General features: G+C 39.9%; 12 protein-coding genes. All 12 read left to right on the top strand.

Annotated features, from left to right (window positions below; translation table 11 throughout):
* Positions 1-153: 153 nt before the first annotated feature.
* The 12 genes from JKG64_RS07910 to JKG64_RS23175 all read left to right on the top strand — a co-directional run bounded on the left by JKG64_RS07910 (position 154) and on the right by JKG64_RS23175 (position 13677).
* Positions 154-672 (top strand): hypothetical protein, encoded by a 519-nt coding sequence (locus JKG64_RS07910; RefSeq protein ID WP_210353755.1) that lies wholly within the window; start codon positions 154-156, stop codon positions 670-672.
* Positions 673-745: 73 nt separating this feature from the next.
* Positions 746-1192: a GreA/GreB family elongation factor gene (locus JKG64_RS07905; protein WP_210353754.1), complete on the top strand. Its 447-nt coding sequence runs from the start codon at positions 746-748 to the stop codon at positions 1190-1192.
* Between the two features lie 108 nt (positions 1193-1300).
* Positions 1301-2770, top strand: coding sequence for an ATP-binding response regulator (locus JKG64_RS07900; protein ID WP_210353753.1), 1470 nt, complete (start codon positions 1301-1303; stop codon positions 2768-2770).
* 6 nt (positions 2771-2776) lie between these two features.
* On the top strand, positions 2777-6373 hold the full coding sequence (locus JKG64_RS07895) for a response regulator (RefSeq protein WP_210353752.1): 3597 nt from the start codon (positions 2777-2779) through the stop codon (positions 6371-6373).
* On the top strand, positions 6357-6755 hold the full coding sequence (locus JKG64_RS07890; protein ID WP_246512500.1) for a response regulator: 399 nt from the start codon (positions 6357-6359) through the stop codon (positions 6753-6755). Before JKG64_RS07895 ends, JKG64_RS07890 begins: the two co-directional genes overlap by 17 nt.
* Complete coding sequence (locus tag JKG64_RS07885; protein WP_210354322.1) at positions 6755-7576, top strand: CheR family methyltransferase; 822 nt, start codon at positions 6755-6757, stop codon at positions 7574-7576. The genes JKG64_RS07890 and JKG64_RS07885 overlap by 1 nt, the downstream gene beginning before the upstream one ends.
* Positions 7551-8156 (top strand): chemotaxis protein CheB, encoded by a 606-nt coding sequence (locus JKG64_RS07880; protein ID WP_246512499.1) that lies wholly within the window; start codon positions 7551-7553, stop codon positions 8154-8156. The genes JKG64_RS07885 and JKG64_RS07880 overlap by 26 nt, the downstream gene beginning before the upstream one ends.
* Before the next feature lie 20 nt (positions 8157-8176).
* Positions 8177-8533, top strand: a complete 357-nt coding sequence (locus JKG64_RS07875; protein WP_202102167.1) for a response regulator — start codon at positions 8177-8179, stop codon at positions 8531-8533.
* Positions 8534-8596: 63 nt separating this feature from the next.
* Entirely contained in the window at positions 8597-9187 is a 591-nt protein-coding gene (locus JKG64_RS07870) for a sigma-70 family RNA polymerase sigma factor (RefSeq protein ID WP_210353751.1), read from the top strand.
* A 76-nt stretch (positions 9188-9263) separates the two neighbouring features.
* Positions 9264-10274 (top strand): FecR family protein, encoded by a 1011-nt coding sequence (locus JKG64_RS07865; RefSeq protein WP_210353750.1) that lies wholly within the window; start codon positions 9264-9266, stop codon positions 10272-10274.
* 48 nt (positions 10275-10322) lie between these two features.
* The gene (locus tag JKG64_RS23180; protein WP_210353749.1) at positions 10323-11879 is read left to right on the top strand and encodes a SusC/RagA family TonB-linked outer membrane protein; all 1557 of its coding nucleotides are present in this window, start codon (positions 10323-10325) and stop codon (positions 11877-11879) included.
* 22 nt (positions 11880-11901) lie between these two features.
* A complete protein-coding gene (locus JKG64_RS23175; RefSeq protein ID WP_210354320.1) occupies positions 11902-13677 on the top strand; it encodes a SusC/RagA family TonB-linked outer membrane protein in 1776 nt (591 codons plus the stop codon).
* Positions 13678-13695 lie beyond the last annotated feature (18 nt).

Here is a 13695-nt window from a genome sequence, read left to right as displayed (position 1 = left end):
ATTTGGTAGAGTGCGGTAAATTTGTTTTGGCATACAAATTGATTGGTGTAGAGGGTTAACTAAATCATTTGTATGGACAATCACATGTGGAACGCTTATAAAATTGAAGTCAAATCTGTGTTCTGTTCATCGCTATTTTAAAATTATATTCCAATGAAAAAAATTGCATTATTAGCAGTAGTAGCTGGAGCAATCACATTTGCTTCATGCAACAATTCTCCGTCGAAAGATAAGAATGAGGATGGTAAGGTAACAGCGGGTGAACAAGTGGACCATTCTATCGAAAAGATGGACCAAATAGCGTCGGATGCCGCTTCAAAAGCGGAAGCAGACTATAATAAAGCAAAAGCTGATTTGGATGCGGCTGTAGCAAAAGGCGATAAGCAAGCTGAAGAAACTGCACGTAAGGCTGTTGCTGATGCAGAAGCCGCTTGGAACAAAACCAAAGAGGCTTTAAAAGAAGCAGGAGGCAAAGTAGAGTCTGGTGTTAATGACGCTGTAGATGCTACAAAAGATGCAGCAAAGAAAACAGGTGCTGCAATCGAAAATACTGCTGATAAAGCAGGTGCATCATTGAAGGATGCAGGTGACAAAGCTGAAAATGCAGTTAAAGAAACTGCAAATGAAGCAGAGAAAAAAGCGAAGAACTTAAAGGAAGCTTTGAAGAACTAAGTTCCAGAAACGAATAATTTTGTGAACGCCCGTTAAATACGGGCGTTTACTGTTTAATAGCAAGAAAGAATCTATGACAAGAGAAGAATTGTTGGACGCTTGTTTTGAATATGTCAATAACAGGGTAAAAGAAGTAATACTAGCTATCGACTCGGCCAATAACTCGTTGGTGGAAGATACCAAGAGTAGTGCTGGAGATAAATATGAGACAGGGCGGGAAATGATTCAACAGGATTTAAACCGTTTTCAACAGCAATTGGTATTGGCTGAGGAGGATCTTAAAACTCTGGAATGGATTCGACAAGCCAAGCCAACGTCTACGGTGTCGGTAGGTAGTCTCGTCGCGACAGACAAAAGTAGTTGGTATTTTGTTGCTATAAGCGTGGGAAAATTGGCAGATTATCCCAACGTGTATGTAATCTCTCCAAAATCACCAATAGGAAAGATGTTACTTGGGAAGACGGTAGGTGATAAGATCGACTTTAATAACCAATCTTTTAGTATACAACATATTTTATAGCACGGATGTGCTGTTCTTTTCTGTTTTTTCATTATTTTGGTGGAGGTCGCATCGGAGTATAAGATGTAATAGGCCTAATTATAACATAGGAGACCTAATCATTTATTTATGATTTTGATTGTAGATGACAAACCGGAGAATATATTCTCGTTGAGGAGTTTGTTAGAATCTAAAAAATTTCAGGTAGATACTGCCTTGTCCGGGGAAGAAGCGCTAAAAAAAGTTCTAAAAACCGACTATGCACTGATTATCTTGGATGTGCAAATGCCGGGAATGGATGGCTTTGAGGTCGCCGAGACTTTGGCGGGTTACAGTAAAACGAAAGAAATCCCGATTATTTTTCTATCAGCGGTAAATACTGACAAGAAGTTCATTACGAAAGGGTATGCTTCAGGTGGTATAGACTATATTACAAAACCGGTAGATCCGGATATTTTAATGTTAAAAGTCAAGACCTTCTATCGGCTCTACGAACAGACGTTAGCGCTGAATGAGGTTAAGTGGAAACTGCAACGTGAAGTAGAAAGCCGAAAGCAGGCACAGGAAGAGTTGAAGCTTAAAGTAGATTTTTTACATACAATATTGGAGACTATTCCACAGATCGCTTTCACGGCGGATTCTCTCGGACAGATCACGTTTGTGAATGAAAAGTGGTTTAAATACGCACAATCTCCCGTTGCATTTCCCCAGATCCATCCCGATGATAAACAAGTCCATACCTTTTTTGAAAGGCATATAAAATCAGGCGAACCTTTTGAAGCGGAAGTACGCATAAAAGACGTTGATACGGATGTATATCATTTTCACTTACTCCGTATCATGCCTATCAAAGAAGGTCAAATAGTGAATAGTTGGGTGGGGACTTTTACGGATATCGAGGACCAAAAGCAGATTGAAAATAAGAAGGACGAGTTTCTGAGTATAGCGAGTCACGAACTGAAGACTCCTCTCACGAGCATTAAAGCTTATATACAGCTCTTGGAGCGAATGATCAGTCTAGAAGGTAATACAAGTGCATCTACTTATATTCATCGCGCCCAGGATCAGGTATTAAAGTTGGAAAGTCTAATTGCTGATCTGCTGGATGTCTCTAAGATGGAGAATGGAAAGTTAAAAGTAAATCGTGCGCCTTTTGAATTAGAAACACTAGTGGTAAATGCTATTGATACCATAACACATACGCATCAGCATGTGAATATGAAAATAGATCGAGAAGGCGAACCTTTTGCTGTTGAAGTAAATGCTGATATAATCCGAATAGAGCAGGTGTTGATTAATTTCTTGACCAATGCTATTAAATATTCTCCTGGAGCGGAAAAAGTGGTAGTCAGAACCGAAATAAAGGAAGGACATGCTTACATAGCAGTTCGCGATTTTGGAATCGGGATACCTAAAGACAAACAGGAACATGTTTTTTCTAAATTTTATCGTGTAGAAGAATCGTCTGTCAAGTTTCAAGGACTGGGAATAGGATTGTATATCTGTGCCGAGATAATACGACAGCATAATGGCGGATACGGGGTAGATAGTATCCCGGGAGAAGGAACCACGTTTTATTTTAGTATACCCTTAAATTAATGAAAGATGCCTAAACAAGTCATTAGAAAGCTACAGTTTGGTTTTGGAATTTCATTGCTTGTACTTATTGTAAGTTCTGCGGCCTCTTATATCAGTATAAAGAAACAGATTGATAATCGAAAGCAGGTAATACATACCCAACAATTGATACAGTCTGTTAATCATATACTGATTGATCTCCAAAATGCCGAAACAGGGCAACGTGGTTTTTACCTTACCAATAAAGAAGCTTTTTTAGAACCTTATTTGAAAAGTCGGGTTTCGTTACCTGAATCTTTTAAACAGGCACGAGAGCTCGTGCCTCGAAATTCAAAGCAAACAGCTGTTCTAGATAGTCTCTCGTCGCTGGTAGAAACACGCTTAGGGATTTTAGGAAAGTGGGAAAACCAAAAGCGAGCAGGCAATACCATAGCTGCCGAGCAACTGGAAGAAGGTAAAGTCTATATGGATAGCTGCCGGAACTTAATCAATCGTTTCTTAGCAGATGAGGATGAAGTGTTGGTCAGGCAAAATCAAGAGTTGGATAATTCATCTAATGCGACGTCTATCTTTATAGTCATAGCGGCACTTTTTTCACTAGGTATCACAATATTTTTTTATATGCAGATTCGCGGAGAATTCCGGAAGCGGGAGAGGCTACAGGATATCTTAAAGAAAAAAGATGCTGACATGAGCAATCGGGTACGTGTTATCGAGCAGATTGCCCAGGAAATATCTTCTGGGGATTATTCTGCCCGGATATCGGATACAGAGAAAGACGATCTGGGCAGTTTGGCGAGTTCACTGAACGGAATGACGGCTAATTTGGAAGAGGCATTCCATAAAATACAGGATAATGAATGGAAACAGACTGGATTGGCTTTATTGAATGAGGTACTGGTAGGTAATAAGGATGAACAGGCTATTACGCAAGACGCACTAGCGCATCTGATAAATTATGGGGAATGTATCAATGGAGCATTGTATCTCTTAGATAAAGACCATTTGATCTTAAGGAGTCATTATGGTCTGGAAGGACAGATGGGGGATCGTTTCAGCGTTGGAGAAGGGATGGTCGGTCAGGTGTATGTAGATAAGCGGACACGATTGTTAGAAGATATTGATAGTGCTGATTTTGTCATTAGTTTTACCAATGGACAGCTGAAGCTACGTCATGTTCTATGGTTACCACTGATGTTGGAAGGCCAATGTTATGGTGTGGTGGAACTAGGCGCTATGGACAAGTTTGAACCCTTGGAAATTTCGTTTTTCGAAGAAGCGGGACGCCTTATCGCTCTAGAGTTGTTGTCAGCACGGGGAAGAAGCTATATTCAGAGCCTATTGGAGGAAACACAGGCACAGTCGGAGGAGTTACAGGCACAGCATAGTGAATTAGAAAATCTGAATACGGAATTGGAAGCCCAAGCGCAAAAGCTACAGGCATCTGAAGAGGAGCTGAGGGTACAACAGGAAGAGCTTTTGCAGAGTAATCAGGAGCTGGAAGAGCGGTCTAAGTTATTGGAAGAGAAAAATGAATTGATTGCCAATAGAAATTTAGAAATACAAAAAAAGGCGGAGGAACTGGCGCTTACAACAAAATATAAATCTGAATTTCTGGCTAATATGTCCCATGAGTTGCGCACGCCATTGAATTCTATTCTTTTACTGTCACGTCTGCTTGCAGAGAACGTCGAGGATAACCTGACGGATGAACAGGTCGAATCAGCGAACGTCATACAAAGTTCTGGTACTGGATTATTGACGTTGATTGATGAGATTCTCGATCTATCGAAGATTGAAGCCGGAAAAATGAAACTTGAGTTCGAGCAGGTAAATCTCTCTAATCTTTGCCGGGAGCTGGAAAGCCTATTTCTTCCAGTCGTAACCGATAAAGGTATTGGACTGATTGTAGAGATTGATAAGACTGTACCGGAGGTAATCGAAACAGATAAGTTAAGGTTGGAGCAGGTGCTTAGAAATCTACTGTCTAATGCCATCAAGTTTACTTCGATAGGAAAAGTAACACTACAGGTGAGCCGTAGTACAGAGAAAGAAGGTTTTTTGAAGTTTGCAGTAAAAGACACCGGAATCGGTATAAGCAAGGAGAATCAAAAGTTGATTTTTGAAGCTTTCCAACAGGCGGACGGTTCGACCCGAAGAAAATTTGGAGGAACTGGTTTAGGATTATCCATCAGTCGAGAAATCATGCGCTTGCTCGATGGTGAAATCAGTTTGGAAAGTCAACCGGATGTGGGAAGTACGTTTATAATATTGGTACCTCTCGAAAGGAATCAAAGTACTTCGATAGAAGCGAAATCACCGATTGTAGCACAAACAAAAGTTCTTGCGGTAGAAATTCCTGAGTCGGAAGGAATACCCTCCTACACAGCAATAGCTATTCCAGATGAGGTTGCTGATGATCGGGATAATATCCAGGATGGTGATCAGTTAATTCTGATCGTTGAAGATGATACGAATTTTGCGAAGGCACTCTTAAAGTATACTCGCCAGCAGAAATATAAGGGTATTGTTCTAGTGCGGGGAGATTTGGTGCTGGACATCGCAGAGAAATACCAGCCCCTAGCAATACTATTGGATATACAGCTTCCGGTTAAGGATGGTTGGCAGGTGATGGATGATCTTAAAAACAATCCCAAAACAAGGCATATTCCAGTGCACATGATGTCCTCTTTGAAAATGAAGCGGGAGAGTCTTATGAAAGGAGCGATTGATTTTATCAACAAGCCAATCGCTATCGAGGAGATGGGACGTATTTTCGAGCGTATTGAAGAAGCATTGACCCGTAATCCCAAAAAGGTACTCATCGTAGAGGAGAATGCTAAACATGCAACAGCGCTTTCTTATTTTCTGAGTAATTTTAATATACAGTCGGAGATAAAGGAGAGTGTATCGGAAACTGTAGATGCATTGATGACCGAAGATGTGAATTGTGTGATCTTGGATATGGGTATACCTGATCAGGTCGGTTATCAGACATTGGAAGCTATTAAGGCCAATAAAGGCCTCGAAAACCTGCCAATTATTGTCTTTACAGGTAAACAGCTCTCGCAGATCGAAGAGTTGAAAATAAAACAATTTGCGGATTCTATCGTTGTAAAAACAGCACACTCATTCCAACGTATTTTGGATGAGGTGGGTTTGTTCTTACATCTTGTGGAAGAAAATAATGGGCATGTCGAAAAGAAAAAGACGAACAAATTAGGGTCGTTGAGTGAGGTGCTGGTTGGTAAGACTGTTTTGGTAGCCGATGATGATGTACGGAATATATTCTCGTTGACTAAAACGCTAGAACCGTATCAGATGGAGGTCTTGTCTGCTACCAATGGTAAAGAGGCTTTGGAAGTAGTTAAAAATAACCCGAAGATCGCCGTGGTATTGATGGACATGATGATGCCAGAGATGGATGGGTATGAGACGATACAGGAGATTAGAGCGATACCCGTATTTACACGACTTCCTATTATAGCGGTAACCGCTAAGGCTATGGTCGGGGATCGTGAAAAATGTATACAGGCGGGAGCATCGGATTATATCTCCAAGCCAGTGGACAAAGACCAGTTGCTTTCACTTTTAAGAGTGTGGCTTTATGAATCTAAAGTTTGATGTATTAAGAATGGAAATCAAGGACTTAATATTGATCGTCGATGATGATGCGCGAAATATTTTCGCTTTAGCACTGACTCTTAAGGCTAAAGGATATAAGGTGATCACTTGTCAGGGAGCCAGAGAAGCTTTGGATCTCTTACTATGCAATACGCAGATTGGTTTGGTATTGATGGATATGATGATGCCTGATATGGATGGGTATGAGGCATTGGATGTGATAAGACGGGATGACAAATATCCGAATATCCCTATCATAGCGGTTACTGCCCAAGCAATGAGTGGAGATCGGGAAAAGTGTATCGATTCGGGAGCAAATGACTATGTCTCCAAACCTATACAGGTGGATGTTTTGATGGACGTAATAAAGAAATGGGTGTGATGTTAGAGCCGGATATATTGAGGGATGAAGAAATAGCGATGTTGTTGAACGATGTGGCAACAATCTATGGTTATGATTTTCGACAATATAGTAGAGCCTCTCTCAAAAGGAGGTTAAACCGGATATGCCTTGTAGATCGCTTTTCTAGTTTTGCGGAGCTTCGCTACAGGGTTGTTAATGACGCTTCTTATCTGCAACACTTTATAGAAGAGATTACGGTGAATGTTACTGAAATGTTTCGCGATCCGAGTTTTTATAAGATGTTGAGGCAGGAGGTAATGCCCCGGTTGGGAACCTATCCTTTGATCCGTATTTGGATTGCGGGTTGTTCTACCGGAGAAGAAGCTTATTCTGTAGCGATATTGTTAAAAGAAGCCAATCTCTATCATAAGTCCCTGATGTATGCTACGGATATTAATCCTACCGTGCTTGAGAAGGCGGCTACAGGTATATTTCCGTTGAATCAGATGAAAGCCTATTCGGAGAATTATATACGCTCTGGTGGTAGTAACGATTTTTCAACCTATTATGTCACAGGCTATGATTCTGCAAAGTTTGACTCAGCACTGAGTGAGCGGATGATTTTTTCAACACATAATTTAGTTTCTGACACATCCTTCAACGAATTTCAATTGATTCTATGTCGAAATGTGTTGATTTATTTTGATAAAGATCTACAGGAACGGGTATTCAAAGTATTTGACGAGAGTCTTCATAATCTAGGTTACTTAGCTTTAGGAACAAAAGAAACGCTCCGTTTTTCAACTATTGAAGGTCACTACAGGCAAGTAGGAGATGAAAAAATATGGAGAAAGCATTAATGTTATGTCCAACGGAACGAAAGTTGTAGTAATAGGTGGATCGGCTGGAAGTATCCATGTTCTGATAGAAGTTTTGCCTTATCTTAACCCGGACTCTTTGTCGAGCATCGTGATTGTGCTGCATCGTAAGGCCCATCCCGAAAGTACATTAAGTATGTTGTTAAATGCATATAGTAAGGTGCCGGTGCTGGAGGTTGTTGATAAAATGCCCTTAGAAAAAGGTAAGATATATTTAGCACCAGCAGATTACCATCTATTGTTTGAGAAAGATGGATCTATGTCCTTAGATGTTTCGGAAAAAGTAAACTTTTCCAGACCTTCTATAGATGTAGCTTTTTACGCTGCGGCGCAGGTTTTTGAAGAAAATACGATTGGGATTTTGTTGTCCGGCGCTAATAGTGACGGGGTGGAAGGCTTGGCGCATATCGCGCAATATGGAGGGACCATATGTGTGCAGGATCCCAGTACAGCAGAAGTTGATTTTATGCCAAGGCAAGCCTTGAATAAATTGAAAATTGAGCATGTGTTGGCTCCAAAGGATATTGCACACTACATAAATAAATTGAACGATAAATTATAAAGTCTTATTTTGATCTACGTATGGCTAAAAAAGTAATGATTTTTGACGATGATAAGACAATCTTAAGTATCTTCTCTATTGTCTTGGAGTCTTCTGGTTATATTGTTGAAATTTCTGAAACATCCCACGATATTATAGAACGTCTAGAGGAAGCGATGCCTGACGTTATTATTATGGATAATTGGATTCCAGATATAGGGGGAATAGAAGCGACGAAGCTGGTGAAAAGCAATGCCAAATTTAAGGAAATCCCAGTGGTTTATTGTTCTGCCAATAGCGATATTGCATCCTTAGCAGCCCAAGCTGGAGCTGAAGCTTATTTGCCGAAGCCTTTTGATCTCGAAGATCTGGAAAAGACAATAGAAGCTTTGGTGTAGTAGCAATCAAATCAGAAATTTGTTATTTCATAATTTTTCTTTAGCTTCGTTTAAAGCCAAATTATGAACAAGCAATCCATTCTGAAAGAGTTTTTTCTTAATGAAGAATTGGTAGAAGAGGTCTTCAATCTCTACTTCGATGACTTGTGTCGTTTTTTAGGGTACTATACTCGTGACAGGGAATTAATTGAGGATTGTCTTCAAGACATATTTGTAAAACTGTGGGAAGACCGGGCTACGCTTAGTATATTTCATATCAAGACCTACCTTTATAAATCTTCGCGAAATAGAATGCTGAATGTCTTGCGTTCGCAAAGTAGTAGGCTACTGCGGGAGGAAACATGGGCAACGGAAGAAATGAGCAGAACCTATGCGCAGGAATGTGTTGATATGGAAGAGTTTGCGGTTTTCTATAATGAAGCTGTTGAAGCTCTTCCTGAAAAGTGTAAAATGATCTATCAATACTGTAAAGACGCCCATAAATCTTATAAACAGGTGGCCGAAGAACTTCAACTTTCGGTAAAGACTATTGAAAGCCAGATGTCTATTGCCTACCGAAAAATAAAATCCCATATTATCTATAAATATCAACTCTCTGACCCAGGTTCACTATTATTGTTGTTGACAGTACAGGGAGCAATATGGGCTGTTTAATTTTGTTTCAAAAAAAATAAAGTTCTTTTAGGGGTTTCTCTTATCGTCTGTGTCTATTAATCGTAAACCAAGTACGATGAATAGTAATTATAAACCTTCTTTAGAGCTGTTGGCAGCGTACCTTTCCAATCGATGTAATCAGGAAGATAAGGATAAGATCGATGCGTGGTTGTCTATGGACCCCAAAAATGGTGTTTATATGGATCAACTTAGAACAGAATGGCGATATATTGATGAAGAATCTATTCAATTAGACACCAAATCAAAAAATAAGATATGGGACCATGTTTATGGAAAACTGCGTCCTAGACCTAGAGTTGTTGTTTTTAATCTGAAGCGATTTTGGTATGGAGCTGCCGCGGTGGCCATGATTTTACTTTTCCTGGGAGGGGGAACTGTTTTCTTTATTCAAAAGAATGCAATACAAGAGCAACTGCAGAATCAGCTTACCACGATAAAAACGAATACAGGTCAAAAATCAGAAGTCCTGTTGCCTGATGGGTCTGTTGTGTGGTTGAACGCTGGATCGAAGATTTCGTATCACAATACTTTTAATCAAAATGACCGCAAGGTCATCTTGGAAGGAGAAGCTTTCTTTGATGTTAAAGAAAACGAAAATCTGCTTTTCGTGGTGGAGACGACAAATTTGGATGTAGTGGTTAAGGGAACGGCATTTGATGTGTCGGCCTACCCAGAGGATAGACATACGGAGGTTTCCCTTCTTCGCGGAAAGGTAGATATACAAAATAAGAAAGGTGAATTGGTTCAGAAATTATTACCGAATGATTTGATTCGATATGATAAAGAGAAAAGTGTATATGCTTTCCGTCAGGATAATAATGCCATACAGTATAGTGCCTGGAAGAATGAAGAGCTGATTTTCGAGAATGAATCATTGGATGTGGTCGTTAAAAAGCTAGAGAGGTGGTATGGTGTAGAAATGGATTGGGAGCATGCTAAATCTGCCAAGAGGTACACTTTTAAGGTGAAGACGGAAAGTTTACGTGAAATGTTACAGTTACTCAATGTTATAACCCCTCTCGATTATAGAATCGAAGGAAAATGGGTAACAGTTAAACAGCGTTAAAATAAGACTGAAAAACACAAATTATGTAATCACTTAAATAAACAAATTATGCTAAAAAAACCAATTCTGATGAGCTTTTTGCTCCTCAGCCAGACGCTTTTTGGCCTTAATGCCCAGGAAGTGAGTGGTAAAGACAAGAAGTCGGTAAACCTAAAATCACTGATTGAAGTGGTAGAAAAGAAATATGGATACTCCTTCATGTTTAGTAATTCTGATATTGACGTAAATACCCTGGTCGCTTATGATGAACAGGCTGGCAATCTAGAGGCATTATTAAAGAATGCACTGGGAAATAGTGGGGTATCTTATGAAATATCTGGTAAACGCGTTTTATTAAAGAAGGCTAGAAAGGGAACACAGGAAAATGAAGTAAAAGGACAAATCCGTGATGAACAAGGAAATACATTGGCGGGAGTAAGTATATCTACACTTAAAAGTGGTAAGAATACTGTTACAGATCGAAATGGGACCTTTACTATAGAAGTGGATGGTAACGAACGTTTAAAAATCAGTTATGTGGGGTACTTGGACCAAGAAGTATCGGCTTCAGCAGGAAAATACCTAAATATAACCTTGCTTCCAGGAAATGAGGAATTGGAAGAAGTCATAGTAATCGGTTATGGTACGCTCAGGAAATCCGATGTGACAGGAGCTATTACAACTATTGACGCAAAAGACTTAGCAAAACGGGCAACATCGAATCCTGTTGAAGCGCTACAGGGAATGGCTGCTGGGGTCAACGTACAGAAAAATAGTGGTATTGCAGGCGCAGGAATACAAGTGAAGATTAGAGGGGTTAATACTTTTGGTAGTAACGATCCGCTATATATTATTGATGGATTCCCGGGGTCTATTAGTAATGTGAATCCCAATGATATCGAGAGTATGGAGATTCTTAAGGATGGTGCAGCCGCAGCGATATATGGTTCAGTAGCCGCTAATGGAGTTGTGATTGTAACAACGAAAGCAGGGAAGTCTGGGAAGGTATTAGTCGATATCAATAGTTTTGCCAATATCACTTCTACAGCCAATCGTCTAGAAGTATTGGATGCCAGTGGTTATGTCAAGTTGCATCGCCAAATGTATGAGGAGAATAACAAATACTCATCTACACCGGTGGCTTTACCCGATTACATCAATAATCCAGGGACCACAAATACCGATTGGCAGGATGCCGTCTTTCGGAAAGGAGTAAGTACAGCACATAGCGTCGCGGTGCGGGGCGGATTTGAAGACACTCGATATTCCTTATCTGCTAATCTTGGTAATGATAAAGGCGTGGTCATAGCGAATAACTTTAAAAAGGAAAATGTTCGGATGAAGCTCAGTACACGTAAGAATATATTTACAATAGAAGGAAATATGGCTTATACTAATTCCAAATATCAGGGGCCTAATTTTTCTTTAAAGGAGGCTTATATGATATCACCTCTGGTACCTATTTATGACGATAAACAGGCTGGAGGTTTCGGCTTAACTAATTGGGGTGGTATACCGAATAATGTAAATGTTGTGGCAGATGAGCATTTCAAAACAAGTTGGACCAAGAATCAGGAGTTTGCAGGAAATGCATTCGTAAATGTAGTGGAAAGGTCTTACATTTAAGACGAGTTATGCGTTTAATGGAATAAATAGCCAGAAATATTATCATACTCCAGCATTTACCTCCGATGAAAAGAACCCTTACGAATATCCCTATTATAGCGAGGAAAGAAGTTACTGGCAGGAACAGGTTGTGGACAATTTGTTAAATTATCAAGCTGATTTTGGTAAGCATAGTATCAACGCTTTGTTAGGGACTTCGTTAACACTGCAGGAGTCCAACTGGAATGCGATAGGTGTAGAAGGAAAGAATATTGTATACTCGGTCGAGAATGGTGGATTAGTTACCAAGGAGGCTGCAGAAGGATTTCTGGATCCTTATTTTATGACAATCGACGCTGGGCGAGGAGGAACATACAGTGGCACAGGGTCAAAGTATCAGTACAATCGTTTCTCGGTATTTGGTCGTATTAATTATGCGTATGCTAATCGTTATTTGCTTCAATTTACCTTGCGGAGAGATGGTTCTTCTAAGTTTGGACCGGATAATAGATACGGTAATTTTCCTTCTTTAGCATTGGGATGGAAAATTGATGAAGAAGAATTCTTTCCTAAAGGAGGATTGGTAAATCAACTGAAATTGCGTGGTAGCTGGGGTAAGCTAGGGAATGAAGCGGCTTTGAGATATTATGACCATCAGGCTTTAGTCTACTCCGATAATAGTTTGATAAGAGGGTATGTACGCGGAGGGGGAAATCCTTGGCCAGGAAGTATCGCTACCAATCTGGAGAATAGAGAGATTGGTTGGGAGACTACCGTATCTCAAAATATAGGTGCAGATTTTGGGTTGTTTAATAATACTTTAAAAGGGGCAATAAATTACTATTCCAATACAACGGAAGATCTATTGATTACGAAAAAGATAGCGCCTTCATCTGGTTTGGTAGATCCAGTATTGAATGTAGGTAAAATCCGCAATAGTGGATTTGAGTTGGAATTAAAGTATACCAATCAAAATAATCCGTTTGCCTATAATGTAGGTGTTAATCTCGCGACCTTAAAAAATAAAGTAATCTCTCTAGGTGGAGAGGATCAGACACTATATGGTGTAGGGCTTAAATTTGGATCTGAACACTTCCCCAACCAGACGCGTATTGGATCGCCTATAGGAGGATTCTTCCTGTATCAGACGGATGGTATTTTCCAAAATATGAATGAAGTGAGCGAATATGTCAATGCTGATGGAAAATTATTACAGCCTAATGCCAAACCTGGGGATATTCGTTTTGTCGATATCGACGGCAATGGTACCATAAATGATGATGATAAGCAATACAGTGGTACTGGTCTACCTAAGGTGGAAGTCGGTATTACATTGGGGGCATCTTATAAAGGCTTCGATATGTCTGCATTGTTGGGGAGTGGATGGGGACACAAACTATATAACGGTAACCGTTACTTCTTCGAGGCAATGAGTTCAGGTTCTAATTTTCTAAGCACAACACTTGATGCATGGACTGAAAGCAATAGAAATACGAGCGTACCTAGAGCTGTATTAGGTGACCCTAATGGCAATAGTAGGGAATCTACCCGTTTTCTGGAAGCAGGCGATTTTATCCGTCTACGTCAGGTGCAGTTGGGCTATACATTGCCTAAGCATGTTCTTGGAGCAATCAAATCAGAAAACCTAAGATTCTACATCAGTGGACAGAATCTATTTACATGGACCAAGTATAATGGTGTTGACCCTGAGTTTGGGAGTCCGGCAGTTGTAGGCTCAACAGTATTAAGTACAGGAGTAGACCGTTATATATTTCCATTTACTAAATCTTATACTTTGGGAGTACAGTTTCTATTCTAAGATAATAGATGGGTATAT

Source organism: Sphingobacterium tabacisoli, assembly GCF_017908035.1.
Lineage (GTDB): Bacteria > Bacteroidota > Bacteroidia > Sphingobacteriales > Sphingobacteriaceae > Sphingobacterium > Sphingobacterium tabacisoli.
Note: the sequence above shows the minus strand (reverse complement) of the source record. Positions and strands in the feature narration are given on the sequence as shown.

What these genes read in the sequence shown, in the direction of transcription:
- JKG64_RS07910 (WP_210353755.1), top strand. Translation starts at nt 154, where the DNA reads ATGAAAAAAATTGCATTATTAGCAGTAGTAGCTGGAGCAATCACATTT.
- JKG64_RS07905 (WP_210353754.1), top strand. Translation starts at nt 746, where the DNA reads ATGACAAGAGAAGAATTGTTGGACGCTTGTTTTGAATATGTCAATAAC.
- JKG64_RS07900 (WP_210353753.1), top strand. Translation starts at nt 1,301, where the DNA reads ATGATTTTGATTGTAGATGACAAACCGGAGAATATATTCTCGTTGAGG.
- JKG64_RS07895 (WP_210353752.1), top strand. Translation starts at nt 2,777, where the DNA reads ATGCCTAAACAAGTCATTAGAAAGCTACAGTTTGGTTTTGGAATTTCA.
- JKG64_RS07890 (WP_246512500.1), top strand. Translation starts at nt 6,357, where the DNA reads ATGAATCTAAAGTTTGATGTATTAAGAATGGAAATCAAGGACTTAATA.
- JKG64_RS07885 (WP_210354322.1), top strand. Translation starts at nt 6,755, where the DNA reads ATGTTAGAGCCGGATATATTGAGGGATGAAGAAATAGCGATGTTGTTG.
- JKG64_RS07880 (WP_246512499.1), top strand. Translation starts at nt 7,551, where the DNA reads ATGAAAAAATATGGAGAAAGCATTAATGTTATGTCCAACGGAACGAAA.
- JKG64_RS07875 (WP_202102167.1), top strand. Translation starts at nt 8,177, where the DNA reads ATGGCTAAAAAAGTAATGATTTTTGACGATGATAAGACAATCTTAAGT.
- JKG64_RS07870 (WP_210353751.1), top strand. Translation starts at nt 8,597, where the DNA reads ATGAACAAGCAATCCATTCTGAAAGAGTTTTTTCTTAATGAAGAATTG.
- JKG64_RS07865 (WP_210353750.1), top strand. Translation starts at nt 9,264, where the DNA reads ATGAATAGTAATTATAAACCTTCTTTAGAGCTGTTGGCAGCGTACCTT.
- JKG64_RS23180 (WP_210353749.1), top strand. Translation starts at nt 10,323, where the DNA reads ATGCTAAAAAAACCAATTCTGATGAGCTTTTTGCTCCTCAGCCAGACG.